Consider the following 24744-nt stretch of genomic DNA (forward strand, 5'->3'; position numbering starts at 1 on the left):
TTGAAAAGACTACCATAAAATTACTGAAATAGTTAATCTATTGGTGAAAAAATCACAGAAAATTCATATTTTACTTGCCAATGTTTTGTAATTCTGAGACATTGTCCTGCATTTCAGAAATAGAATTGTTAAGTTTTTCAATATCTGGTGCAATATCTTTTGAGTAGTCTGATATATCAGATTGTATACCAGAAACCACTTCAGGTACTATTGACAAATTGTCTTTTAGTTCGACAAATGTATTCTTTAAATCTTTTATATTATTGAATAACTTGTTACTATTAAGGGTAGACTTAGTTTTTTGTGATTGAAAAATTTGAAATGTTGTACCTGAGATGGCACCAATAACAAATCCAGTAAAGAATTTCATTTTAATCCTCCAGATTTTTCTTGATATTGTCAGCGCGCTGTTGTAATTCTTCATTTGAAGCTTTACCAGTATTGTCGCCCCAATGCATTGAAAAGGCGTCGTCTTTTGAATAGCGAGGTACTAGGTGGAAGTGGGAGTGCATTACACTTTGATATGCGATTTCGCCATTATTTTGACAAATATTCATACCAATAATGTCAGGATTAGATTCTTTGATTGCACGAGCAATCATAGGTATTTTCTTGAATACTTTTTGAGCTAATTCTTCATCATATTCAAAAATGTTTTGGACATGTTTCTTAGGTACCACCAAAGTGTGGCCAGGAGTTACTTGAGAAATATCGAAGAATGCCTTAATATCGTCATCCTCGTAAATAGTAGTACTAGGAATTTCATTATTAATTATTTTGCAAAAAATGCAGTCGTCCATATAAAAATCTCCTTTCAAAAAACATATAATATTAACTAACATGCTATCATAACTAGGAAACTAAAAACAGATATAGGTGGTTTATCTATGACTTTAGAGATAAAAGAATTGACCGGAGGTTACGGTCAAGTTTCAGTGTTGAAAAAAGAAACATTTACAGTTGAAGATGGACAAGTTGTCGGACTTATTGGTCTTAATGGTGCAGGTAAATCAACAACTATTAAACATATAATCGGGCTATTGACACCTCGTGGTGGTCAGATATTGATTGATGGGTTGAGTTTACACGACAATATAGAGGCATATCGAAAGAAAATCGCATATGTGCCTGAGATGCCTATTTTATATCCTGAATTAACCTTAAGAGAGCACATCGATATGACGATTATGGCCTACGATCTCAATCGAGATAAAACGTGGGAAAATGCGAATACGCTATTAAAAACTTTCAGACTTGATAATAAATTGGATTGGTTCCCACAAAATTTTTCAAAAGGTATGAAACAAAAAGTGATGATTGTTTGTGCCTTTATGACTGATGCAAGATTGTTCATTATTGATGAACCGTTTACTGGTCTTGATCCTTTAGCGGTAAATGACTTATTAAATATTGTTGAAGCAAAGAAAAAGGCAGGTTGTTCTGTCTTGATGTCTACTCATGTTTTGGCTACTGTCCAAAGTCATGCAGATAAGTTTGTTTTATTAAATCATGGTCAAGTTCGTGCTGATGGAACGCTGGATCAATTAAAGGATAAGTTTGATATGAAAGACGCTAATCTTGATGATATTTATATTAAGATGTCGCATGAGGATTTATAATGAATGAACTTTGGAAAAATAGGTTAAGAAGACATCAACTTGATCAATTAAAGTATTTGAGATTGATTTTCAATGATAACTTTGTATTAGCGTTTATTGTTCTAATTGGTGCGTTAGGATTTTGGTATTCCAACTTACTGGGAACAATAAATGGTGAGTTAGTATTCGGCAAACCAATAGTTATTTTATTAGTATTATTGATTACCCAGGTTGGTAAAATTGCTACTTTACTGGAAGATCCAGATAGTACTTTTTTGCTGGTAAAGGAAAATGAATTTTATCAATACTTTAAATCAGCAAGAAATTATAGTATTTTATTACCGGTTGTAGCAATCGTTGTAGTGAATTTCTTATTGTCACCATTTGCATTTACTGGTGCAGGTTTGAGTATATTAGATATTTGCCTTATTGCACTAGGATCAGTATTTTTCAAATGGATCTTTCTAAATTTGGAAATGTTTAATATTTATGGGAAAAATAAAATATCGGGAATAAATTTAAAATTAATTATTAATATAATTCTATTAATTTCATTGGTATTTTCTGTATACTTATTTAGTTCGGTTACTTTGATAATAGGAATTATTGGATTTATATATACAGAAACTCAGAATAAGAGTATTTGTAATTCTGGACAACTACAATGGCAACAATCTATATCTAACGAAAACCAAAGAATGTTCAGAGTAAAAAGATTTTATAATTTATTCACTGATGTTCCAGGTGTTAACAGTAAAATTAAGCGTCGTAAGTGGTTAGACTTTGTATTCAATGGTATTAAACCAAGCCATAAGAATACATATTTGTACTTATTTGCACGTGGATTTGTTAGAAACAATGAATATATCGGTTTGTTTTTACGATTGACAATAATTCAAGCAATAATGCTGGCTTTAATTGATAATTTTTACATTTCATTAATTGTAGAAATGTTGTTTATTTATCTAGTTGGTTTCCAATTGAAGCCATATTTCAAAGATGTGATGCTAAATATGATGCAAAGATTGTATCCAGTATCAGGTAAGGATAAAATCAACAGTTTTACTAAATTGAGTTCATTTGTGCTGTGTATCCAATGGATCGTCAGTGCAATTGCTTTGATGTACAAGTTTGGATTGAGTATGAATAGCTTGATTATTATTGTTGCGGGATTAGCTGTACTGGTATTTGTCAGTTACTTCTATATTCCAAGACAACTTAAAAAATATATAAACGGAGTGTACTAGATTTTATGAGACTTAGAAACAAACCTTGGGCTAAAGATATGATTAATGATAATTTGGATTTAATTTCAGTTCAGCCTGAGAATATGCCGGGAAAATGGCAAGATAGATTTGAAAAACAACAACCACTATTTCTTGAACTTGGTTCAGGAAAAGGTGGTTTTATTACTGAATTAGCTAAGAATAATCCACAGAATAATTATATAGCGATGGAAGTACAAGAAGGTGCGATTGCATTGTTACTAAAAAAGCAAGTTGAAAATAAGCTTTCCAACTTGCAACTATTATTGGCTAATGGTGCTAATTTGACTGACATGTTTGCTGAGGGTGAAGTCAGTGGCATGTATCTTAACTTTTCTGATCCATGGCCAAAGACACGTCACGAAAAGCGTCGATTGACTTATAAGTCATTTTTGGAACAATATAAATATGTATTAGAAAAGGATGGATATATTCAGTTCAAAACCGATAATCAAGGATTATTTGAATATTCATTGATTAGTATGAATAACTTCGGGATGAACTTTGAGGATATATCTTTGGATCTACATAATAACGAGAAGTTAAATGAGGATAATATTCCAACTGAATACGAAGAAAAGTTCTCAAAAAAAGGCTTCAGGATAAATTACCTGAAAGCCAGTTTTAAATAAGTATATTTTAATTATTGAACTTTTTTGATATTTAGTAGTTCACCTGTTACGGCATCAGCAATGAAGTGGTATTGAGCAACATCGAAATCATCCATTGTTGTAACTCCACCAACTATGCCCCAAGAAGCTTGACCATTGACATTAACGCGTTGGTAGAAGGGTTCAACCCATGAGCCTATAACTTTACTGTCTTCGCCAAGAACAGACTTAACTTTATTAATGATCTTTTCACTATCTAGGTGATGCTTTACTAAAATTGTAGCGCTAGCTCCTGCAACAAGTGCTGTACATGCAACAAGTACTGAACCGATACCTTTTTTACTCATAATAAAATCACTCCTTGATGTTTGTTTTAATCATATATTACCACTATTATATATTAATTCCCTAGCTAAGAACATTTAAATTGACCCTTTGAGCAAGAAAAAGTATCTTAATAAGGAGAGGTGTAGTAAATTATGAAAAATTTTGAAGATTATAATATAGAAGATTGGCACCAAGTTACTAAAGAAGGTAAATATATTTTATTCTTTCACGCTGATTGGTGTCCAGATTGCAAGTTTATTGAACCTAAATTACCTGAACTAGTTGCTGAATATCCAGACTTTGAATGGATTAGTTTTAACCGTGATAATAATATGGATATTGCACAAGAATTAGGCATTATGGGAATTCCTAGTTTTGTTATCATTGAAAATGGAAAAGAAATTGGTAGACTAGTAAATAAAGATCGTAAAACTAAAGAAGAAGTTGAGACCTTTATTAACGGTGTAGTTAACAAATAAATTTTAGTGAGGAAATAATGCTATTAAGTTTTTATAATCCAGATGTCCTAGGCGACATTTTAATCGTTGAAGTAGTAGATGATACAAACGTTACACAAGCAGTAGCAAAAAAAGGCAATACTGTGAGAATTTATAATGATGAAACTAATGAAACTATTGGTTTCAATTTTTTTGGCCTAGGTAAAGATCTTGAATTGAACACTAAGGGACAAGTATTCCTTAATGATGATCAAGTTTCATTACTTAACAAAAAACTTTCTGCAGATGGTTTCTCTGACACATTGGAAGTTGATAATAAACCAAAGTTTGTTATTGGACATGTTGATGAAATCAAAGAACATCCAGATTCAGATCATTTACATATTACACAAACAAGCGTTGGCTTAGATAAGCCAGTTCAAATTGTTTGTGGTGCAGCAAATATTGACCAAGGACAATTAGTCGTAGTAGCATTACCAGGTGCAGTTATGCCCACAGGTAGTGAAATTTGGCCAGGTCAATTACGTGGTGTAGATAGTTATGGAATGATTTGTTCTGCAAAGGAATTAGGTATTCCTAATGCACCTAAGAAGCGTGGTATATTAGTACTTGATGACGGTGTAGCTGGACAGGCATTTGATTTTGAAAAAGCAGAAAAAATGTTCAATTAGGAGTAATCATGAAAGAAAATACAGACTATTATTTCGTTGGTATTAAAGGAACAGGAATGAGTGCGTTAGCACTTATCTTAAAAGATTTAGGATATGAGGTTCAAGGTTCTGATATTGATAAATATACATTTACTCAAAGAGGCCTAGAACAAGCAGGTATCAAAATTTTACCTTTTGCGGAAGAAAATATTCACGAAGGTCTAACAATTATCAAGGGTAATGCGTTTGATGATGATCAAGTTGAAATAAAAAAGGCCAAAGATTTACATCTACCAGTCGTTACTTATCCACAAATGGTTGGTAAGTTGGTTTCTGAATATACTTCAATCGGTATTGCTGGTTCACACGGTAAAACAAGTACAACTGGTTTGTTAGCACATACTTTAAGTGGTATTGCCAAGACATCTTACCTAATTGGGGATGGTACTGGTAAAGGAGTTAAGGATGCTAAGTTCTTTGTTTTTGAAGCTGATGAATATCGTCGTCACTTCTTAGACTACTCACCAGATTATTTGATAATTACAAATATTGATTTTGATCACCCAGATTACTTCTTTGGTGGTATCAATGATGTAGTTGATGCTTTTGAGTCAGAATCACGTAAGACCAAAAAAGGTATTTTCATTTGGGGAGAAGACACACACGCTAAGTCTATCAAAGCTGATGTTCCAATTTATTATTATGGATTGAACGAATCAGATGATATTCGTGCAACAAACATAAATAGAACTGTTAAAGGCTCATCGTTTGATGTCTCCATTAAAGGTGAAAATATCGGTAATTTTGAAATTCCTTTGTATGGTGAACATAACGTTCTTAACTCATTAGCTGTTATTGGTGTTGGTCATATGGAGAACCTTGACCATGCATTGATCAATAAGGAATTGCAAACATTTAGTGGTGTTAAGAGACGTTTCAGTGAAAAGAAAGTTGCTGACATGGTTATCATTGATGATTATGCGCACCATCCACAAGAAATTAAAGCAACAATTGATGCTGCTAGACAAAAGTATCCTGACCGCGAAGTAATAGCTGTATTCCAACCTCATACATACACTAGAACTCTTGCCTTAATGGACGATTTTGCTAAGTCATTGGACCTTGCTGATGAAGTCTATTTGACAAGTATCTTTGGTTCAATCCGTGAGAAACATGGAGATATTACAAGTAAAGATCTAGGTGATAAGATCCATAAAGGTGGAGACGTTCTTAAACTTGAAGATATGTCACCATTATTGGATTATCATAATGCTGTTATTATTTTCATGGGTGCAGGGGATGTTCAAAAGTATGAAACTGCATATGAACAAGTTTTGAGTAATTTGAATCCTAATCAACAATAATTATTAAGTCAATATTTAAATTTCAGTAAACTGTAACGGAGATATCGTTGTTTTTGGCGATATCTCTTTTTATTTTGAAGAAGTGAGGAAGAAAACGTGGAAGAAGTAGTACCTACGCGTGTTAAATTATCTATTGCTGCAGTCGGACTTTTATCGTTCATCAGTATTTTGGTTGAGACATCAATGAATGTTACTTTTCCAACCTTAACAAAGGACCTAAATGTCACCTTGGGGACTGTTCAATGGCTAACAACAGGCTATTTATTATTAACAACAATTATTATGAGTACCACGGCATATATTTTGAAAAGGTTCGATCCTTTAAAAATATTCTGTGTCGCTATTTCGTTTTGTTTTGTGGGATCAATTGTATGTATGACTGCCCCATCATTTCCAATATTACTAACTGGCCGTTTATTGCAGGCTGTATCAGCTGGGTTATCAATACCTCTAATGTTCAGTGTTATTTTTGATGAGGTACCTAGCAGTAAGATTGGTATTTATACTGGGTTTGCTAGTATTATTGTTTCACTGGCTCCCGCACTAGGGCCTACTTATGGTGGTATTGTCAGTGGAGTGTGGTCTTGGAGAGCTATATTTATTGGGATTGCTCCATTAATTATTCTTGTTGCAATCTTAGGAGTATTGACGATTCGTGGTACTGCTAAAGGCGTAAAGGGAATCGCATTTGATTACCTAAGTGTCCTGGGATTATCCATTATTTTTTCAATGATTTTGTTTACGTTTGATCAAGCTGGGAGCCATGGATGGATATCCAGTCAATTTGGTATTTGGATCGTCATCACGTTGCTTATAATCATTGCTTTTGTAATTTATAATTCTCATACGAATAAACAATTAATCGATTTTTCTATTTTAAAGAATGAAGTTTTGAGATTTAGATTATTTGGCTATTTTGGATTACAGTTTATTAACATTGGACTATCATTTTTGTTGCCGATTTTTGCTCAAACAGTCTTGAATATGGATTCTAGTCATGCAGGTATAATTCTTTTACCAGGATCGTTATTGGGCGCAGTTGTTGGTCCAATTGCAGGGTCTATTTACGACAAAAAGGGTCCAACTATACCAATGATGATAAGTGGTGTACTTGTGACATTAGGAAGTGGACTGTTCTTTTTCTTAGGTAATGATTTAACCTTTATTAGCATAATTATTTTATATTCAATTTTGAGAATAGGTTTTAATTTTGGATTCGGTACTTCATTGTCTGATGGTAGTATGCAGGTCAAGGGCCGTAAAAAGTCTGATCAAAATTCCTTATTCAGTATGATGCAACAATATGCTGGATCTTTAGGAACTAATATATTGTCAGTCGTGATTTCTGCTGTTGCTGTGACAAGTAAAACGACCAGTACAGTAATTAATACATTGTCAGGTGCCAAGATTGATTTTGCATTGCTAACGATATTGTCATTGTGTATCTTAATAATAAGCATTATTGTTGCGATTAAATTTCCTCAAAAAAAAGAGAAATAAAATACGATCGGTTATTCGAGTATTCAATACTTGAAAACTGATCGTATTTTGTTTCGTTTTTAATGCTATCTATAGGCACAACAACTGTTACTAAGTTCTAGTATTTGTTAAAATAGAATAGAATAATTTCGTTCTAATGGGAGAAAAAATGACGAAAAACAAAAAATTACTTTTAATTGATGGAAATAGTGTCTCGTTTAGGGCATTTTTTGCCATGCACAATGTATTAGATAAATTTGTTTCTGACGATGGTATCCATACAAATGCCATGTACGCCTTTAACAATATGCTTGATATTATTTTGAGGGAAGAAAAACCAACACATGCTTTGGTGGCTTTTGATGCGGGTAAAACTACTTTTAGAACTGAGATGTTTTCAGATTATAAGGGTACTCGTGCTAAAACTCCACCAGAATTAATGGAACAATTACCGTTAATTCAGGAAATGTTGAATCTTCGTGGTATCAAAACCTATGATTTGAAGAACTATGAGGCAGATGATATTATCGGAACAATGTCGCGTAAAGGTGAGATTGAAGGGATGGATGTTTCGATTATAACTGGAGATCGTGACTTGACTCAATTAACAACCGATAAGGTTACAGTCCGTGTAAACGTTAAAGGAGTTACTGAAACAGAAGCCTATACTCCAGAACACGTTAAAGAAAAGCTTGGGATCACACCAGATCAAATCATTGATATGAAGGGTTTAATGGGAGATAATTCAGATCATTATCCTGGAGTTGAAAAGGTGGGAGAAAAGACTGCTATTAAATTATTGAATCAATATGGAACTATGGAAGGTTTATATGAACATGTTGATGAAATGAAGAAAAGTAAGCTAAAGGAACATCTGATCAATGATAAAGCTCAAGCATTTTTAAGCAAGAAATTAGCCACGATTAACTGTGATGCTCCCGTAGAATTAAAAATCGGTGACCTTGAATATCAAGGTGATAACCAGGAACAACTAATTAAGTTCTATCAAAAAATGAATTTTAATTCTTTCCTAGAGAAAATGGATGTTGAAGTTGAAAGTAGTACTAAGGAACTTCCCAAAATAGAATTCTCTGAATTAAATGATGAAGCCATTGAGAAAATTTATAATTATGAACAACCACAAACCCTTATTGTAGAGAGTTTTGGAGAAAATTATCACGTTTCACCGATCATTGGATTGGTAATTGAAAGTAACGGTCATTATTATGGTACGACAGATATTGCTATTTTAGAAAATGACAAATTAAAAAATTGGCTTGCAGATGATAGTAAAGAAAAATATATCTTCGATAATAAAAAAACAGTTGCTTTGTTACGTAGATATGGTTGTGAATTAGCCGGTATTAGCTTTGATATGTTATTAGTTTCATATTTATTGGATACTAATGACAATAAAACAGATATTGGTATTGTTGCTCAAAATTATGGACATCAATTACCTACTGAGGATGAGTTTTATGGTAAAGGTGTTAAAAAAGCTATACCTGAAGATGAACAAATATTGTTGAATTTTCTTTGTCAAAAAGCTCAAGTTATCAATATTTTACATGATAAGATGTTTTCAGAATTGAAGGCAAATGATCAGGATAGTTTATATGATGAGATTGAATTACCTTTATCAAATGTATTGGCAAGTATGGAGATCAAAGGTGTCAAAGTAGATGCAACACGTTTGAAAGAAATGCAAAATGATTTTGCCAAGAGACTGGACGATATTGAACAACAAATTTATACCGAAGCAGGTCAAGAATTCAATATAAATTCACCTAAGCAATTAGGCGTTGTCTTGTTTGAAGATTTGAAGCTTCCAGTTATTAAAAAGACTAAAACAGGTTATTCAACTGCTGTTGATGTACTTGAGAAATTAAAAGATAAATCTGCAGTAGTTCAAAAGGTATTAGATTATCGTCATATTTCTAAGATAAATTCTACATATGCTGTTGGTTTACAAAAGTTTATTCAACCTGATAATCGAATTCATACAATTTATCAACAGACTTTAACTCAAACAGGTAGATTGTCATCTATTGAACCAAATCTACAAAATATACCGATTAGAGTCGAGGAAGGTCGCCAGATAAGGCGAGCCTTTGTACCACAAGACGATGATTGGGAGATGTTTTCTGCTGATTATTCTCAAGTTGAGTTACGTGTCCTGGCACATATTTCTGGAGACGAGAATATGCAAGAAGCATTTAAGGAAGACTATGATATCCACGCCCATACAGCAATGAGAATTTTTGGGTTAGATAGCACAGATGAAGTTACTCCAGATATGAGACGTAAGGCTAAGGCAACTAATTTTGGTATTGTGTATGGAATTAGTGATTATGGCTTGTCACAAAATATCGGTATAACTCGTAAAGAAGCTGCACAATTCATTGATTCATATTTTGAACAATATCCAGGTGTTAAGAAGTATATGGAAGATATTGTTAAATTTGCACGTGAAAATGGCTATGTTGAAACAATCATGCATCGTCGTAGATATTTGCCAGATATTCATTCGAAGAATTTTAATATTAGAAACTTTGCGCAACGTACAGCAATGAACACACCGATTCAAGGTAGTGCTGCTGATATTATTAAAGTTGCCATGATTAATATGCAAAAGAGAATTAAAGATGAGAACCTGCAAGCTAATTTGTTATTGCAAGTTCATGATGAAATGATTTTTGAGGCACCAAAATCAGAAATCCCATTGTTAGAAAAAATAGTTCCAAGTGTTATGGATTCTGCCGTAAAAATGGATGTTCCATTAAAAGTTGGATTTGCACACGGCAAGAGTTGGTATGAAGCTAAATAAATTAGTAAAATTTGAATGAAGTGGGTGAAAATATGCCTGAGATGCCAGAAGTAGAAATAGTTAGACGTGGATTGATGTCTCAAATCCAAGGTCGAAAAATCACAAATGTGGAGATAAGGTATCAAAATCTAATTACAGGTGATGTATCACAATTTATTGATATGGTAACTGGTAGCGTTATCGAAGATATTGGACGTCGTGCTAAATTTTTATTGATTCATTTAGATAATGGATTTACAATCATTAGTCATCTTCGAATGGAAGGTAAATATCGTGTATCGAGTGATCCAAGCATGATAGATAAACATTCACATGCAATATTTACTTTGGATAATGGTCAAAAGCTGATTTATAATGATGTTCGAAAATTTGGAAGAATGCAGTTATGGAGAACGTCTGATCTAATTGATAACAGATCAATCGCCAAATTAGGGCCGGAGCCGTTATCTACTGAATTTACTTTTGACAATTTAAAATCACGAATACTGAGACATAGAAGAGATATAAAAACTGTCTTACTAGATCAGTCAGTTATGAGTGGATTGGGTAATATTTACGTTGATGAAGTATTATGGAATGCATTGATTCACCCTGAAACTAAGGCAAACCATCTAAGTGATGAAGATATTAAAAATATTTTGAAGTATTCTAATGAAGAGATGAAGATGGGAATTGCTGAAGGTGGATCAACTGTTAGATCATACTTGGATTCAACAGGACATGCTGGTCATATGCAAGACTTTCTCCATGTTTATGGTAAAGAGGGTACACCTTGTTCAAGATGTGGTAATAACATTGAAAAAATCAAAGTTGGTGGTCGCGGTACGCACTTTTGCCCACATTGTCAGGTAGTTAAATGAGTAGAATATATGGATTGACGGGTGGAATTGCTGCCGGTAAATCCACTGTGCTCAAGTTACTAAAGGAAAAGGGATGCGTTGTTTACGACGCTGATCAAGTGGCAAGGGATGTTGTAAAACCAGGAACAATCGGTTTGTCTCAAATAGTCGCTGAATTTGGTGATGATATTTTATTACCGGACAAAACTTTGGATAGAAAAAAATTAGGCTCAATTGTTTTCTCAGGAAAATCACAACTTAAAAGACTAACAAATATAACTGGACCATTGATTCGTGAGCAAATTCTACATACAATAGAAGAAGTTCGTAAATCAAACGATAAAAAAATAACCATATTTGAAATTCAATTGTTATTTGAATCCAAGTACCAAGAATACTTTTCAGGAGTTATTAGTATTTATGTACCTATGGATATTCAACTGAAGAGATTGAAACAACGTGATAAGATTAATAATGAAGATGCTATTCAAAGAATCGATTCACAAATGTCAATGGACAAAAAAAGGCAACTTGCTGATTTTGTAATTGATAATTCTAAAGATTTAGACTTTTTAAATAAAGAAATAGATGATTTACTCAAAAAATTATGATATAGAAAAGAGGCTGATGATATGATTTGTCCACATTGTCATCATGATTCATCAAAAGTTGTTGATAGTCGTCCAAGTGATGAGGGACGTGCAATAAGACGTAGGCGAGAGTGCGAGTATTGCGGAACAAGATTCACAACTTTTGAGAGAATTGAAAAATCTCCGTTATTGGTAATTAAGAAGAATGGTAATCGTGAAGAATTTAGTCGTGAAAAGTTGTTACGTGGATTAGTACGTGCTGCTGAAAAAAGACCAGTTACGATTGATCAAATGAATGGTATTGTTGATAAGGTCGAAAATCAAATTCGAGCTACTGGTGAAAATGAGGTTGGATCACAGACGATTGGTGAATATGTAATGAAGATACTTGCTGACGTTGATGATGTTACTTATATTCGCTTTGCTAGTGTTTATCGTGAATTCAAAGATATGAATGGATTCATGAAAGAAGTTCAGGAAATGATGGCCAATGATGGCAATGAAAATAAATCAGATAAGAAGAATTAGGAAGTGTTAAGTTGGCCAAAGAGTTTAATTATGATTCGGCAAAATTCACTCCATTAACAGGATACTGGTGTCTTCCACATGGACAAATAAACGATTATGAACGTCATGTATTGACGGATCTTTATTTGCCATTACTTGGAACGAGGGCATTCAGTATTTATTTGTTATTGTGGGAAAAGATTCCTAACAAGGAATTGATTAGTGATCGTCAAGGTCATAACGAGTTACTTAGTTTATTAGATATTGATTTACAGACTTTTTATAGTGAACGGATTAAAGCTGAAGCACTCGGTTTGATTCGCACTTATCAAAAAAAGGATAATATTGGAGAATATTATATTTATCAGCTTTATGAGCCGTTATCTCCCCGTGAATTCTTCAAGGATGATTTAATGAGTATTTTTTTGTATGAACAAATTGGTGATAAAAGTTATAAAAAATTAGTAAAAAAATATTTCCAATCTAATGAAATTTTGAATGATGCAAAAGAGACCAGTAAGGATTTTCTAGAGGTATTCCAATTAGGCAATGAAGACTTGATCAATACTCCATCTGCTGTGAACGATGCTCAAAATGAATTTGATAAAATCAAAGATAAAAAACAACCTGAAATCAAACAGACTGCGATTCCTGAATTAGATTGGAATCTTATTGGTGATAGAATTGAGCAAATTGCTAAAATCAGTAGAGAAAATCTGCTTGAAAATCAACAGCTAGTAATTGATTTACATGCGTTTTATGGAATAGATGAAATTGCATTAAGTGATGTGATAGGTCAAACCAGTGATATTGTAAATCACAAAATTGATCCGATAAGATTAAAGAAATCAGTACAGGATAGATTTGCCCGTAATGCTAATATCTCTGTTAAAAATACAGAAGTTAAAGAATCAGATCAATCCAATCTAGATGAATCCAACAATAATTTGAATCGTGCAGATAATTTATTAGTGCAACAAGCTAAATCTCTTGCACCAGCCGACTTTTTAGCTGCAGAGAAACAAAAAAGTGGTGGATTTACTGGTGCTGCTGAATCACGCGCTTTACGTGATATGGCCATGAAGACTTATTTGTCACCATCTGTATTGAATATAATGGTTGACTATATTTTGAAAAATTCACCAACTTTGACGGTTGCTTTGATGGAAACTGTAGCTAACGATTGGCAACAAAATCATGTTGATACTCCTGAACAAGCTTTGCAAAGATTACACGACTTTCAAACGAAACCACGTAATCCAAAACGCCGTTACAATAATAAAAGTAGTCGTCGTGTTGAACAGGGAACTGATTGGAGTAAGGTAGTATCTAAGTCATCTGAAAGTGACGATGCTAAAAAGAAACAAGATGAACTACAGGAAAGACTCAGAAAAATGAGAAGTAAGGACAACTAGCTATGGAAAAATTGGGAAACAGTATATCTGAGTTTTTAAAATCCAGAGATTCAGATAAAAAGTACAGTCAATTGATGGAACAAGCTTTTAATGATAAAGATGTACAAGATTTTATAAATAAAAATAAAGACAAAATCAATCCTGAAGCAATTGAGGTTAGTGCGGCTAGTATTTATGAATTCTACAATCATAAGGTGCATCCCAACGAATTGTCTAAGGGATATGTCCCACAATTAGTTGTAAGTAATCACAATATTGAAGTTGTTTATGCTCCAAATAAGAAGACTCAGGTTCAAGAAAGAAAGAGTAGTTATGAGTCTAAATTTGTATTGCTTAATATGCCTAGTGATATAAGGAAAGCCACATTGGATGACTATGATGGGTCCGGTAGGTTAGATGCTTTAAGTGCTTCTGTTGACTTTATAGAGAACTACGACGTAGGTAATTTTGTTCCAGGACTTTATTTGGCTGGAGATTTCGGTGTCGGTAAAACTTACTTATTGGGTGCAATTGCTAATGAATTGATCAAAAAAGATGTAAAGACAACTATTATGCATTTTCCAACTTTTGCAATTGAAATGAAAAATTCAATTGGTCAAAATAATGTTTTGGCTCAAGTAAATAAAGTTAAAGAAGCAGAAATTCTGATGTTAGATGATATTGGAGCGGATTCAATGTCTAGTTGGATCCGTGATGAAGTTCTTGGAGTCATTTTGCAATATCGTATGCAAGAAAATATGCCAACATTTTTTTCATCTAATTTCACAATGTCTAATCTGGAGAAACACCTGTCTATTAATCAGCGTGGAGAAGAAGAGCCAGTAAAGGCACAGCGAATTATGGAACGTATAAAATATCTTTCAAAAGAAGTCATTGTTAGTGGTCCGAATAAAAGATTTCAAAAATAGTCTTGCAAAATGATCATAGAAATGTTTCAATGAACTCATGAAAGACAACACTTCGGTTCTATTCAGGGAGGGTGCGTTTACTGAAAGCTTACCCATTACTGAAGTTACCACTTTCATTAACAACTGTATAAGTGTCGGTTACTTTATAACCAGTAGAGTGGAAACTGTTTTTGTACAGTTTTAATGTGGGTGGAACCGCGTAGAAATGCGTCCCTAAAGTATGTATACAACATATATGTGTATATACTTTAGGGACGTTTTTTTGTTGCCAAAAATTAGGAGGAAGACATATGTCAAAAATCAAATTAACATTTCCAGATGATTCTGTTAAGGAGTTTGATGAAGGCACTACTGTTCTAGATGTTGCTAAATCAATTAGTACATCACTTGGAAAAAAGGCTGTTGCTGGTAAATTAAACGGTACTTTAATTGATATCGAACGTGAAATAAAACAAGACGGTAAGATTGAAATCGTTGCCGGCCAAGATGATGAAGATTCACTTAAGGTTTTGAGAAACACTGCTAGTTTAGTATTTAGCGCAGCTGCAGCTGAATTTAAGAAGGGACTTCACTTTGGTGAAAAAGCTTCTAATGATGATGGCTTCTATGTTGATACTGATGATAAAGATGGACAAATCAGTGTTGATGAATTAGAAAAAATTGCAGATGGTATGCATAAGATCGTTAAGAATAATGACAAAATTGAACGTGTATTGATGGACAAATCAGAACTTGTTGAAATGTTCAAAGATGACCCATACAAGTCATCATTGATTGATGCAATCGAATCCGTTCAGATTCCAGTTTATAAATTAGATGGATTTGTTGATTTTGGTTATGATGCACTTCTTCCAAGCATGAAAGATTTGAAACACTTCAATCTATTGTCAGTTGCTGGTGCTTATTGGCAAGGTAAGTCAAGTAACCCAATGTTACAAAGAATCTACGGTACAGCCTTCTATAAGGAAGACGACCTTGAGGCAGATACAAAACGTCGTGCTGAGATTAAAGAGCGTGACCATAGAACAATCGGCCGTGATCTTGACTTGTTCTTTGTTGATCCAGAAGTTGGTGCTGGTCTTCCATATTGGATGCCAAATGGTGCTACTATCCGTCGTGTTATTGAAAGATATATCATCGACAAGGAAGTTGCATGGGGTTATCAACACGTTTACACACCAATCCTTATGAACTTAAATGCCTATAAGACTTCAGGTCACTGGCAACACTACCGTGAAGACATGTTCCCACCAATGGACATGGGTGATGGCGAGATGCTTGAATTACGTCCAATGAACTGTCCTTCACATATTCAAATTTACAAACATCACATTCGTTCATATCGTGAATTACCAGTTCGTATAGCCGAACTAGGTATGATGCACAGATACGAAAAATCTGGTGCCTTGAGTGGATTACAACGTGTACGTGAAATGACTTTAAATGATGGTCATACATTCGTTGCTTTAGATCAAATTGAGGAAGAATTCAAACGTACACTTCAATTAATGGTAGAAGTTTACAAAGACTTTGATATTACAGACTATTCATTCCGTCTAAGTTACAGAGATCCAGCTAATACTGAAAAGTACTTTGATGATGATGAAATGTGGAACAGATCACAATCAATGCTTAAAGCAGCTATGGATGATCTTGGCCTTAAGTATTATGAAGCAGAAGGTGAAGCTGCATTCTATGGTCCAAAGCTTGATGTTCAAACAAAGACTGCTCTAGGTAATGATGAAACATTATCAACAATCCAACTTGACTTCATGCAACCAGAACAATTCAAGTTGACATATGTCGGCTCAGATGGTGAAGAACATAGACCAGTTATGATTCACCGTGGTATCGTTTCAACTATGGAAAGATTCATTGCTTACTTGATTGAAATGTACAAGGGTGCCTTCCCAACATGGCTAGCTCCAACACAAGTACGTATTATCGCTGTTAACCAAAAATTACATGGTGGTTATGCTGAAAACTTGCTTAAAGAGTTACGTGCTAAGAATATTCGTGCAGAGATCGATGATCGTGATGAAAAGATGAATTACAAGATTCGTGACGCACAAACAATGAAAATTCCATATACAGCAGTTGTTGGTGATCAAGAAATGGCCGATGCTACTGTTTCAGTAAGAAAGTATGGAGAAGATGATTCAGCTTCAGAAATCCTACCAATGTTTGTTGATAGTGTTGTTTCAGATATCAATAACTTCAGTAGAAGTAATGGATAATTATTAAATAATTGTTGACAATGATATCAATCTACAGTATCATTATTAACTGTTGAGATTAAGCAGAAGCGCCCGCTTCTCACCTAAGCTATATGCCTCTAGGTTAATACGATTATGTAGATAATAGTGGGCGTGCGTATGCGCCCACTTTTTTAGTGGGATCAGAATTTTTCCGGAGGTGACTACTCATAGCAAGAGATCTGTTAATAAACGATCAAATCCGTGCCAAAGAAGTACGATTAATTTCTGAAACAGGAGATCAAGTTGGTGTTAAACCAGCAGCAGAAGCCCAACGTTTGGCTGATGCAGCAAATATGGACCTTGTCCTTATGTCCCCAGGTGCCAAACCACCTGTAGCCAGAATTATGGACTATGGTAAATATAAGTTTGAACTTCAAAAGAAAGATCGAGAAGCACGTAAGAAACAAAAAACCGTTAGTTTAAAAGAAGTTAGACTAAGTCCTACTATTGAAGCAAATGATTTCAATACTAAGGTCAATAATGCCAAAAAGTTTTTAGCTAAAGGTGATAAGGTCAAGGTATCTCTTCGTTTTAAGGGTAGAGCAATTACTCATAAAGAGATAGGTAAAAGAGTTTTAGATCGTGTAGCTGAAGAGACTAAGGATGTTGCTAATGTAACAACTAGGCCTAAGATGGACGGTCGTAGCATGTTTTTAATGCTTGATCCAATTGGTTCCAAAGATAATAAGAAAAAATAGTGGAGGGGTTTCTAATGCCTAAACAAAAAACACACCGTGCATCAGCTAAGAGATTCAAGAAAACTGCTAATGGCGGTTGGAAAAGAAGCCATGCTTATACAAGTCACCGTTTCCACGGTAAGACAAAGAAGCAACGTCGTCAATTAGCTAAACCAGGAATGGTTAATGCTAGCGATATGAAACGTATTAAGCAAATGCTAGCTACATATTAATTAATTATTTATTTGTAATTTAAAGGAGGAGTCATTATGCCACGTGTAAAAGGTGGAACAGTAACTCGTAAGCGTCGTAAGAAGGTATTAAAATTAGCTAAGGGATATCGTGGTTCAAAACATATCACTTTTAAAGCTGCTCATACACAAATCATGGTTTCATACCGTTATGCATTCCGTGATCGTCGTCAAAGAAAACGTGATTTTCGTAAGTTATGGATTGCCAGAATTAACGCTGCTGCAAGAATGAACGAAATCAGTTATAGCAAATTAATGCATGGTTTGAAATTAGCTAATGTTGATATCAACCGTAAAATGTTGGCACAACTTGCTATTGAAGATCCAAAAGCATTCACAAGTTTAGCAGATACAGCTAAAAAAGCTTTAGCTTAATAAAAAACGTAATTTGGGTATCCCAAATTACGCTTTTTTTATAAAGTCGTCAGTGAATTAAATGATAACTTGTTATTTGTTAACATTGTTTATTGGACGATGTAGACAGATAAATGGTTAGTTAAATGAAGTATTTTGCGTTATAATATTTTAAATAGCTAGATGACTTGTAAAGCACAGTTTCATTTTGAAATTGTGCTTTTAAATTGTTTATTTAGTTTAATATGTAGCTGTTTCAGAAAGGTGATTATTTTATCAATTAAGGGATAATTGATAAATATCTTTATACCTTTCTTTACTAAGTATAAATGAGGATTAATAATGTTTAAACCATATGTTATGTTGAATAAAATTACTGACCTTGAGGTTAGTGATTTAAAAGAATTGAATGTTACTACCATAATGACTGATCTAGATAATACTTTGTTACCATGGAATAGTAACGATTATGATTTGACTCTTCGTAAGTGGCTCAATAAAATGAACAAGGCAAATATTGAAGTTATGGTTGTTTCTAATAATAGTTATGAGCGTGTTGAAAAGGCGGTATTGGATTTGCCAGTATCAATTGTTGCTCGTGCTGTTAAGCCTTTACCATTTGTAATTATGCGTCACCTAAAGATAGAACATATTTCACCACAAAGTGTTTTATTTGTAGGTGATCAGATCATGACTGATGTTTTGGCTGGTAATATGTCTGGTTTAAAGACTGTGCTTGTTAAGCCATTAGTTGAAACAGATGCTAAAAAGACTCGAGTTAATAGATTCTTTGAACGACCTATTTTGAACTTTATAGAAAAACATGACACGAATATGTATTGGAAGGATTCATTAAATGACAGAAACTAGTGAAAGATTGTATTGCGTTGGTTGTGGAGCTGAGCTTCAAACTGAGGATGATACAAAACCAGGATTTATTCAGAATTCAACATTGAAGAAATATTTGGAGAATGACTCTGAAGATGATTCTAGAGAACTTTTATGTAAGAGATGCTTTAGATTACGTAACTATAATGAAATTACTGATGTTAATATAGAAGATGACGAGTTCTTGAAGCTATTGGATTCAATTGCTCAAGAAGACGGTTTGATTGTGAACGTTGTTGATATCTTTGATTATGAAGGTAGTGTAATCCCTGGACTACAGAGATTTGTTGGTGATAAGGATATACTTGTTGTCGGTAATAAAGTCGATTTACTACCTAAATCAGTAAACACAAATCGTTTATTAAACTGGTTGCAACAAAAGAGTAAGGAAAATGGAATTAAGTCAATTGATCAAATAATGGTTTCAGCTGAAAAAGGTATTAATGTTGATAAGTTGATGAGAATGATCGATAAGTACCGTAAAGGAAGAGATGTGTACGTTGTTGGTACAACCAACACTGGTAAGTCGACTTTAATTAATCGAATTATTGCTCAAAGTTCAAATGTCAAAAATTTGATCACAACATCTCGTTTCCCTGGTACAACCTTGGATCGTATTGATATTCCATTGGATGATGGACACAATTTAGTTGATACACCAGGTATCATTCACAAGTATCAACTAGCTCATTATTTGAATGATCAAGATTTAAAAATAATTACACCTAAAAAGCCACTACGTCCTTCAACATTCCAATTGCGTGATGGCCAGACAATATTTGTTTCTGGAATAGCAAGATTTGATTTTCTGGATGAAAAATCAAATGTTGTATTTTATGTCAGTCAAGGATTGTTGTTACACCGTACTAAAACTGTTAATGCTACAGAATATTACGAAAAACATGTTGGTAAGGATTTGACTCCACCAACTGATGTAGACGATTTTCCAGTATTAAAGAAACACGAATTCACAGCTCACAGAAGATCAGATATTGTTGTTTATGGTCTAGGTTGGGTAACTATACCTGAAAATACTAAAGTACGTGTGTATGTACCAGAGGGTGTCAACGTTTCAATACGAGATGCCATCATTTAAGGAGAACAGATGATAATTAAAGGAAAAAAGAACAGCTATTTAAGAGGACAAGCTCAAACAATTAAGCCATTGATTCAAGTTGGTAGGGAAGGCATTAGTGATAACCTTTTACAACAAATAGAAACATTGGTTAATACAAATGAGTTGCTCAAAATTTCATTGTTACAAAATACAATGGTTGAGCCTAAAGAATTGATAACAGCACTTATGGAATTGGATGATCAAATTGTTCCAGTTCAAACAATTGGTTCAAAGGTGATTATTTACAAAAAAGCACCTAAAATCAAAAATCGTAAATATTCATTAGAATTAGAAAAAATTTAATTTTTTTATTGGATATAGTGATGGAAAATGAATACAAAAAATCAATTATTAACTAAAGTGAAACCACAGTTTAATACTAATCAAAAGAAAAGACATGTTGGAATCCTAGGCGGTACTTTTAACCCGGTCCATTTGGGACATTTGGTTATTGCTGAACAAGTATATGAACAATTGTGCCTGAATAAGGTATTATTTTTGCCGGATAAAATACCACCACATAAAAATGTCAAAAAAGAAAACCCATCTATTAGTAGTGATGAACGTATTGAAATGATCAAGATGGCTATTCGTGATAATATTCATTTTGATTTGGATTTAACTGATATAAACCGTGGTGGTGTTAGTTATACTTATGACACTATCAAGCTATTAAAGCAGTACAATCCAGATACTGAGTATTACTTTATAATAGGTGGAGATATGGTCGAGAACTTACCTAGCTGGTCCCATATTGATGAACTTGTAAATATGGTACATTTCGTTGGTGTCTGTCGAAAAGGTTTTGAAAAAAAATCAAAATACCCTATACTTTGGGTAAATACGCCTGAACTTGAAATTAGTTCTAGTATGATAAGAGACCGTGTGAAAAAGGGTCAATCTATCAAGTATTTGGTTCCAACTGAAGTAGAGGATTACATAAAAGACAGGGGGTTATTCCTTGACTGATTTTAATTATGAAGAAGTTAAGCATGATTTTGATCGCGATGCTGTATTAGATAAGATGAAGAAAAATCTTAGTGATTTTCGCTATACACATTGTTTACGTGTTGAAAGTGTATCACGTGAATTAGCCGTTAAATATGATGCCAATGTGGAAAAGGCAGGATTAGCGGGATTACTTCATGATTATGCAAAAGAGCGTTCTGATGATGAGTTTAAGCAAGTCATCAAGACTAAACATTTAGATTCTAATTTATTAAACTATAACAACGCAATTTGGCATGGAATAGTTGGTGCAGAAATTGTTAAGGACGAGTTGAATATTGCTGATGAAGATGTTCTTAATGCAATTAGGCGCCACACTGTTGGTGCCACTGAAATGACACAGGTTGATAAGTGTGTATTTGTCGCAGACTTTATTGAACCAAAGCGTGATTTTCCAGGAATCGACGAGGCTAGAGAGTATGCTGAGGAATCAATAGATTCTGCAGTAGCATTTGAGCTGAAGCATTCGATTGCACATTTAATAGATAAAAATCGAGAAATATATCCAGCAACATTTGTAAGTTATAATTACTGGATTAATAAACTATAGGAGATCTTTAATTGAATTCAAAAGAAATTATGGAAACTGCTGTTAAAGCAGCGGACAATAAACATGCTAATAACATTAGTGTATTAAATATTAGTGAAGTAAGTATTATGGCAGACTATTTTGTCATTATGGATGCAAGTTCACAACGACAAGTAGATGCTATTGTTCAAGAGGTTTTGGACCAAATGGGCAAGAATAACGTAGATATAAGTCATGTTGAAGGTAAACGTGATTCTAAGTGGGTCTTAATTGATTTACATGATGTTATTGTGCATGTATTTATATCTGAAGAACGTGGATTTTACAATCTAGAAAAACTTTGGTCAGATGCACCAGTAGTTGATGTTTCAAACTTGGTAACTGAGAATGATATATAATTCATTCGCACGTGTATATAATGAATTAATGGATGATGACTTATACAAGAATTGGGCAAGTTACGTTGAGAATAATACCAATGATGCAAAGACTTTATTAGATGTTGCATGCGGAACTGGTGATTTAACCATCCAACTTGCTGATAAGTATCAGGTAACTGGAACTGACCTATCAGAGGAAATGCTCAAAATTGCTGAAAAAAAGGCTAAAGATAGTAATGTCTCAATACCATTTGTTCAAAGCAATATGATGGATCTGTTTGAAATGGGCAATTATGACGTGATTACGTGTTTTGATGATTCGATTTGTTACTTAAAAGATGAAGATGAATTAGCCATTACATTCAATCAGGTTTATCAACATTTGAATGAGGGTGGAAAGTATCTATTTGATGCTCATTCTCTATATCAGATGGATGAGTTATTCCCAGGATACATGTTTAATCACAAAGAGGAAGATTCTGCCTTCATGTGGAGTAGTTATGAAGGTGAAGTTCCTCACAGTATTGAGCATGAATTGACATTCTTTGATTGGGATGAAAAAATTGGTGGATACAAAGCAAATACAGAAATTCATCATGAAAGAACTTATCCAATTAAAACGTTTATAAGGATTTTGGAAGATGTCGGATTCAATAATATTTCCGTTAGTGCTGATTTTGGTAAATCAGAAGTCAAACAAAAGTCTAATCGCTGGTTCTTTTCGGCAGAAAAATAGAGGTTCTTATGGCAGAAATTTATGGATTTGTAGCAGAATTTAATCCATTTCATAATGGTCATAAAATTTTTATTGATTCAATCAAAAAAAAATATCACCCTGACGTCTTGATTGCCGTAGTATCTGGTAATTTTGTGCAGCGGGGTGATTTTGCGATTGTTGATAAGTGGAGTAGGGCTCGTATGGCAATTTCTAGTGGAGTTGATTTGGTAATTGAATTACCGTTTGCATATTCTGTGCAACCAGCTGATCTATTTGCTAAAGGCAGTATAAAACTTTTAAATGAATTAGGCGTCAATAACTTGGTATTTGGAACTGAAACGGATTTGAATTTCAAGCAATTGGCAACTGAAATATTAAAAGTTGATACCAAATTTGTTCAGGATTATAAGAGTTCGTACGCTACTAATTTGAATGACTTATATAAAAGCTCTGGTTTGGATATATTACAGCGACCCAATCAATTGTTAGGTCTCAATTATGTTCAAGAAATAATTAAAAATGACTATAATATGAACGTAAAGACAATTTTACGAAAAGCTGATAATTACAGTGCTACACAGATCAGAGACCATTTATCAAATAATGAATCTATAAGTGGACTAGTGCCTGATATTACTGAAAGTGAACTAGATATTTCAAAAAGTTTAAGTTGGGATAATTATTTTGAACTTCTGAAATATCAAATTTTGAGCAGTTCACCGCAGGAACTTCAACAAATTTACCAAATGGTTGAAGGATTAGAATATAAATTTATAAAAGAAATTGTAAATTCAACTGACTTTACTGATTTTTTGATGAATCTCAAATCAAAAAGATACACATTGTCACGTCTTAGAAGACTATGTTTATATACTTTACTAAATGTAAAGAAAACTGAAATAACTAAGGTTTTTGAGTTACCATATTTACGAGTATTAGGATTTGATGATGTTGGAAAAAAGTATTTGAATACCTTAAAGAAAAACGTTGATGTTCCTTTGATAACACGTGTTGGCAAAAAAGAATCTAAACTTTTGTCGCTTGAAGTTAAAGTTGATAAAATTAGAGGAATAATTGATGATCAAGAACAGGATTTCGGTAGAATACCGATTATGGAAGGAGAAATTTAATGCTAAATTGGGATGTTCAAGATGTACGCAAGTACAAAGACAAACCCTTTGCTTTTGACGAAGAATTAGATTTAAAAAAAGAATTAATGGAACGATCAGAGGATATTTCTAGTGTTGGCGTTGCAAAAATCAGTGGGCAACTTTTCAATGATAATGGATTAGTTATTTCAGATATTAAAGTAGATGTTCCTGTTACAGTGCCATCTACAAGAAGTTTGGAACCAGTTGAGATACCATTGAAGTTTAGAATCAATGAAGCATATAATATTGACGATATTGATACTGAGGATATTGATGAAAATACTATTATCATTCCCATTGATGATGATCATCCGACAGTGAATGTTTATGAATCTATTTTGGATAATATATTGTTAAATATTCCAAGTCAGGTTTTAACTAAAGAAGAAATCAATGGTAAGAATATGCCTTCAGGTAACAACTGGGAAGTTATTTCTGAAGAAGATTATCAAAAGCAAAAAGAAGAAGATAAGCAAATTAACCCTGAATTTGCTAAATTAAAGAATTTATTTAAAGATAATGAGGAAAAGGAGTAGTTTATATATACTCCTTTTTTGTTTTTTTGTTATTATTAA

At 33.5% G+C, this 24744-nt stretch carries 29 protein-coding genes and 1 other annotated feature; of the genes, 26 read left to right on the forward strand and 3 right to left on the reverse strand.

Going from position 1 to position 24744, the window contains the following annotated elements; all coding sequences use genetic code 11:
• Positions 1 to 70: 70 nt before the first annotated feature.
• Together BTM29_RS08135 and BTM29_RS08140 are read right to left on the reverse strand one after the other, a co-directional pair.
• Entirely contained in the window at positions 71 to 370 is a 300-nt protein-coding gene (locus BTM29_RS08135; protein ID WP_076615920.1) for a hypothetical protein, read from the reverse strand.
• Position 371: 1 nt separating this feature from the next.
• Positions 372 to 800: an HIT family protein gene (locus BTM29_RS08140; protein ID WP_076615923.1), complete on the reverse strand. Its 429-nt coding sequence runs from the start codon at positions 798 to 800 to the stop codon at positions 372 to 374.
• Between the two features lie 87 nt (positions 801 to 887).
• On the opposite strand from BTM29_RS08140, the gene BTM29_RS08145 reads away from it, so the two are divergent.
• The 3 genes from BTM29_RS08145 to trmB are packed head-to-tail and all read left to right on the forward strand — an operon-like array spanning position 888 to position 3495.
• Complete coding sequence (locus BTM29_RS08145; RefSeq protein WP_076615925.1) at positions 888 to 1619, forward strand: ABC transporter ATP-binding protein; 732 nt, start codon at positions 888 to 890, stop codon at positions 1617 to 1619.
• On the forward strand, positions 1619 to 2845 hold the full coding sequence (locus BTM29_RS08150; RefSeq protein ID WP_076615928.1) for an ABC transporter permease: 1227 nt from the start codon (positions 1619 to 1621) through the stop codon (positions 2843 to 2845). Before BTM29_RS08145 ends, BTM29_RS08150 begins: the two co-directional genes overlap by 1 nt.
• A 5-nt stretch (positions 2846 to 2850) precedes the next feature.
• Positions 2851 to 3495, forward strand: a complete 645-nt coding sequence (gene trmB, locus BTM29_RS08155) for a tRNA (guanosine(46)-N7)-methyltransferase TrmB (RefSeq protein WP_076615930.1) — start codon at positions 2851 to 2853, stop codon at positions 3493 to 3495.
• 11 nt (positions 3496 to 3506) lie between these two features.
• On the opposite strand, the gene BTM29_RS08160 is transcribed toward trmB, so the two are convergent.
• A complete protein-coding gene (locus BTM29_RS08160) occupies positions 3507 to 3821 on the reverse strand; it encodes a hypothetical protein (protein ID WP_076615932.1) in 315 nt (104 codons plus the stop codon).
• A gap of 132 nt (positions 3822 to 3953) precedes the next feature.
• Between BTM29_RS08160 and BTM29_RS08165 the strand changes: the two genes are divergently transcribed.
• From BTM29_RS08165 to BTM29_RS08275, 23 genes are all read left to right on the forward strand, one after another.
• Positions 3954 to 4280 (forward strand): thioredoxin family protein, encoded by a 327-nt coding sequence (locus BTM29_RS08165; protein ID WP_076615933.1) that lies wholly within the window; start codon positions 3954 to 3956, stop codon positions 4278 to 4280.
• 17 nt (positions 4281 to 4297) lie between these two features.
• Entirely contained in the window at positions 4298 to 4930 is a 633-nt protein-coding gene (gene ytpR / locus BTM29_RS08170; protein WP_076615936.1) for a YtpR family tRNA-binding protein, read from the forward strand.
• 8 nt (positions 4931 to 4938) lie between these two features.
• Entirely contained in the window at positions 4939 to 6273 is a 1335-nt protein-coding gene (murC, locus tag BTM29_RS08175) for a UDP-N-acetylmuramate--L-alanine ligase (RefSeq protein WP_076615938.1), read from the forward strand.
• 96 nt (positions 6274 to 6369) lie between these two features.
• Positions 6370 to 7773, forward strand: coding sequence for an MFS transporter (locus tag BTM29_RS08180; protein WP_076615942.1), 1404 nt, complete (start codon positions 6370 to 6372; stop codon positions 7771 to 7773).
• A gap of 148 nt (positions 7774 to 7921) precedes the next feature.
• Positions 7922 to 10579 (forward strand): DNA polymerase I, encoded by a 2658-nt coding sequence (gene polA, locus BTM29_RS08185; protein WP_076615945.1) that lies wholly within the window; start codon positions 7922 to 7924, stop codon positions 10577 to 10579.
• Positions 10580 to 10599: 20 nt separating this feature from the next.
• Positions 10600 to 11439, forward strand: coding sequence for a DNA-formamidopyrimidine glycosylase (gene mutM / locus BTM29_RS08190; RefSeq protein WP_225972246.1), 840 nt, complete (start codon positions 10600 to 10602; stop codon positions 11437 to 11439).
• Positions 11436 to 12029: a dephospho-CoA kinase gene (gene coaE, locus BTM29_RS08195; RefSeq protein WP_076615952.1), complete on the forward strand. Its 594-nt coding sequence runs from the start codon at positions 11436 to 11438 to the stop codon at positions 12027 to 12029. Before mutM ends, coaE begins: the two co-directional genes overlap by 4 nt.
• Positions 12030 to 12050: 21 nt before the next feature.
• Positions 12051 to 12536 (forward strand): transcriptional regulator NrdR, encoded by a 486-nt coding sequence (gene nrdR / locus BTM29_RS08200; protein WP_076615955.1) that lies wholly within the window; start codon positions 12051 to 12053, stop codon positions 12534 to 12536.
• 11 nt (positions 12537 to 12547) lie between these two features.
• Positions 12548 to 13930 (forward strand): DnaD domain protein, encoded by a 1383-nt coding sequence (locus BTM29_RS08205; protein WP_076615958.1) that lies wholly within the window; start codon positions 12548 to 12550, stop codon positions 13928 to 13930.
• 2 nt (positions 13931 to 13932) lie between these two features.
• Complete coding sequence (dnaI, locus tag BTM29_RS08210) at positions 13933 to 14838, forward strand: primosomal protein DnaI (protein WP_076615961.1); 906 nt, start codon at positions 13933 to 13935, stop codon at positions 14836 to 14838.
• Positions 14839 to 15128: 290 nt separating this feature from the next.
• Positions 15129 to 17075: a threonine--tRNA ligase gene (gene thrS / locus BTM29_RS08215; protein WP_076615963.1), complete on the forward strand. Its 1947-nt coding sequence runs from the start codon at positions 15129 to 15131 to the stop codon at positions 17073 to 17075.
• A 54-nt stretch (positions 17076 to 17129) separates the two neighbouring features.
• Positions 17130 to 17237: a sequence feature (ribosomal protein L20 leader region), on the forward strand.
• Positions 17238 to 17263: 26 nt separating this feature from the next.
• Positions 17264 to 17794, forward strand: a complete 531-nt coding sequence (gene infC, locus BTM29_RS08220; protein ID WP_076615966.1) for a translation initiation factor IF-3 — start codon at positions 17264 to 17266, stop codon at positions 17792 to 17794.
• A gap of 14 nt (positions 17795 to 17808) precedes the next feature.
• On the forward strand, positions 17809 to 18006 hold the full coding sequence (gene rpmI / locus BTM29_RS08225) for a 50S ribosomal protein L35 (protein WP_025024860.1): 198 nt from the start codon (positions 17809 to 17811) through the stop codon (positions 18004 to 18006).
• A gap of 36 nt (positions 18007 to 18042) precedes the next feature.
• Positions 18043 to 18399 carry a 50S ribosomal protein L20 gene (gene rplT / locus BTM29_RS08230; RefSeq protein ID WP_076615968.1) on the forward strand — a complete coding sequence of 119 codons (357 nt, stop codon included), beginning with the start codon at positions 18043 to 18045 and terminating at the stop codon, positions 18397 to 18399.
• A 321-nt stretch (positions 18400 to 18720) separates the two neighbouring features.
• Complete coding sequence (locus BTM29_RS08235) at positions 18721 to 19248, forward strand: YqeG family HAD IIIA-type phosphatase (RefSeq protein WP_076615971.1); 528 nt, start codon at positions 18721 to 18723, stop codon at positions 19246 to 19248.
• Positions 19235 to 20362, forward strand: a complete 1128-nt coding sequence (gene yqeH, locus BTM29_RS08240) for a ribosome biogenesis GTPase YqeH (protein ID WP_076615974.1) — start codon at positions 19235 to 19237, stop codon at positions 20360 to 20362. Before BTM29_RS08235 ends, yqeH begins: the two co-directional genes overlap by 14 nt.
• A 9-nt stretch (positions 20363 to 20371) precedes the next feature.
• Positions 20372 to 20686 (forward strand): YhbY family RNA-binding protein, encoded by a 315-nt coding sequence (locus tag BTM29_RS08245; RefSeq protein WP_076615977.1) that lies wholly within the window; start codon positions 20372 to 20374, stop codon positions 20684 to 20686.
• Between the two features lie 27 nt (positions 20687 to 20713).
• Positions 20714 to 21352, forward strand: a complete 639-nt coding sequence (locus BTM29_RS08250; protein WP_076615979.1) for a nicotinate-nucleotide adenylyltransferase — start codon at positions 20714 to 20716, stop codon at positions 21350 to 21352.
• Complete coding sequence (yqeK, locus tag BTM29_RS08255) at positions 21345 to 21941, forward strand: bis(5'-nucleosyl)-tetraphosphatase (symmetrical) YqeK (RefSeq protein ID WP_076615982.1); 597 nt, start codon at positions 21345 to 21347, stop codon at positions 21939 to 21941. Before BTM29_RS08250 ends, yqeK begins: the two co-directional genes overlap by 8 nt.
• An 11-nt stretch (positions 21942 to 21952) precedes the next feature.
• The gene (gene rsfS / locus BTM29_RS08260) at positions 21953 to 22318 is read left to right on the forward strand and encodes a ribosome silencing factor (RefSeq protein ID WP_076615984.1); all 366 of its coding nucleotides are present in this window, start codon (positions 21953 to 21955) and stop codon (positions 22316 to 22318) included.
• Positions 22308 to 23036, forward strand: coding sequence for a class I SAM-dependent DNA methyltransferase (locus BTM29_RS08265; RefSeq protein WP_076615987.1), 729 nt, complete (start codon positions 22308 to 22310; stop codon positions 23034 to 23036). Before rsfS ends, BTM29_RS08265 begins: the two co-directional genes overlap by 11 nt.
• 8 nt (positions 23037 to 23044) lie before the next feature.
• Positions 23045 to 24148, forward strand: a complete 1104-nt coding sequence (locus BTM29_RS08270) for a nucleotidyltransferase (protein ID WP_076615990.1) — start codon at positions 23045 to 23047, stop codon at positions 24146 to 24148.
• Positions 24148 to 24705 (forward strand): YceD family protein, encoded by a 558-nt coding sequence (locus tag BTM29_RS08275; RefSeq protein ID WP_076615993.1) that lies wholly within the window; start codon positions 24148 to 24150, stop codon positions 24703 to 24705. The genes BTM29_RS08270 and BTM29_RS08275 overlap by 1 nt, the downstream gene beginning before the upstream one ends.
• The last annotated feature ends 39 nt before the right edge of the window (positions 24706 to 24744 follow it).

This window comes from Companilactobacillus allii (assembly GCF_001971585.1).
Lineage (GTDB): Bacteria > Bacillota > Bacilli > Lactobacillales > Lactobacillaceae > Companilactobacillus > Companilactobacillus allii.

Coding starts and splice junctions, on each gene's coding strand:
- BTM29_RS08135 (WP_076615920.1), bottom strand. CDS start 370: ATGAAATTCTTTACTGGATTTGTTATTGGTGCCATCTCAGGTACAACA.
- BTM29_RS08140 (WP_076615923.1), bottom strand. CDS start 800: ATGGACGACTGCATTTTTTGCAAAATAATTAATAATGAAATTCCTAGT.
- BTM29_RS08145 (WP_076615925.1), top strand. CDS start 888: ATGACTTTAGAGATAAAAGAATTGACCGGAGGTTACGGTCAAGTTTCA.
- BTM29_RS08150 (WP_076615928.1), top strand. CDS start 1,619: ATGAATGAACTTTGGAAAAATAGGTTAAGAAGACATCAACTTGATCAA.
- trmB (WP_076615930.1), top strand. CDS start 2,851: ATGAGACTTAGAAACAAACCTTGGGCTAAAGATATGATTAATGATAAT.
- BTM29_RS08160 (WP_076615932.1), bottom strand. CDS start 3,821: ATGAGTAAAAAAGGTATCGGTTCAGTACTTGTTGCATGTACAGCACTT.
- BTM29_RS08165 (WP_076615933.1), top strand. CDS start 3,954: ATGAAAAATTTTGAAGATTATAATATAGAAGATTGGCACCAAGTTACT.
- ytpR (WP_076615936.1), top strand. CDS start 4,298: ATGCTATTAAGTTTTTATAATCCAGATGTCCTAGGCGACATTTTAATC.
- murC (WP_076615938.1), top strand. CDS start 4,939: ATGAAAGAAAATACAGACTATTATTTCGTTGGTATTAAAGGAACAGGA.
- polA (WP_076615945.1), top strand. CDS start 7,922: ATGACGAAAAACAAAAAATTACTTTTAATTGATGGAAATAGTGTCTCG.
- coaE (WP_076615952.1), top strand. CDS start 11,436: ATGAGTAGAATATATGGATTGACGGGTGGAATTGCTGCCGGTAAATCC.
- nrdR (WP_076615955.1), top strand. CDS start 12,051: ATGATTTGTCCACATTGTCATCATGATTCATCAAAAGTTGTTGATAGT.
- dnaI (WP_076615961.1), top strand. CDS start 13,933: ATGGAAAAATTGGGAAACAGTATATCTGAGTTTTTAAAATCCAGAGAT.
- thrS (WP_076615963.1), top strand. CDS start 15,129: ATGTCAAAAATCAAATTAACATTTCCAGATGATTCTGTTAAGGAGTTT.
- rpmI (WP_025024860.1), top strand. CDS start 17,809: ATGCCTAAACAAAAAACACACCGTGCATCAGCTAAGAGATTCAAGAAA.
- rplT (WP_076615968.1), top strand. CDS start 18,043: ATGCCACGTGTAAAAGGTGGAACAGTAACTCGTAAGCGTCGTAAGAAG.
- BTM29_RS08235 (WP_076615971.1), top strand. CDS start 18,721: ATGTTTAAACCATATGTTATGTTGAATAAAATTACTGACCTTGAGGTT.
- yqeH (WP_076615974.1), top strand. CDS start 19,235: ATGACAGAAACTAGTGAAAGATTGTATTGCGTTGGTTGTGGAGCTGAG.
- BTM29_RS08245 (WP_076615977.1), top strand. CDS start 20,372: ATGATAATTAAAGGAAAAAAGAACAGCTATTTAAGAGGACAAGCTCAA.
- BTM29_RS08250 (WP_076615979.1), top strand. CDS start 20,714: ATGAATACAAAAAATCAATTATTAACTAAAGTGAAACCACAGTTTAAT.
- BTM29_RS08265 (WP_076615987.1), top strand. CDS start 22,308: ATGATATATAATTCATTCGCACGTGTATATAATGAATTAATGGATGAT.
- BTM29_RS08270 (WP_076615990.1), top strand. CDS start 23,045: ATGGCAGAAATTTATGGATTTGTAGCAGAATTTAATCCATTTCATAAT.
- BTM29_RS08275 (WP_076615993.1), top strand. CDS start 24,148: ATGCTAAATTGGGATGTTCAAGATGTACGCAAGTACAAAGACAAACCC.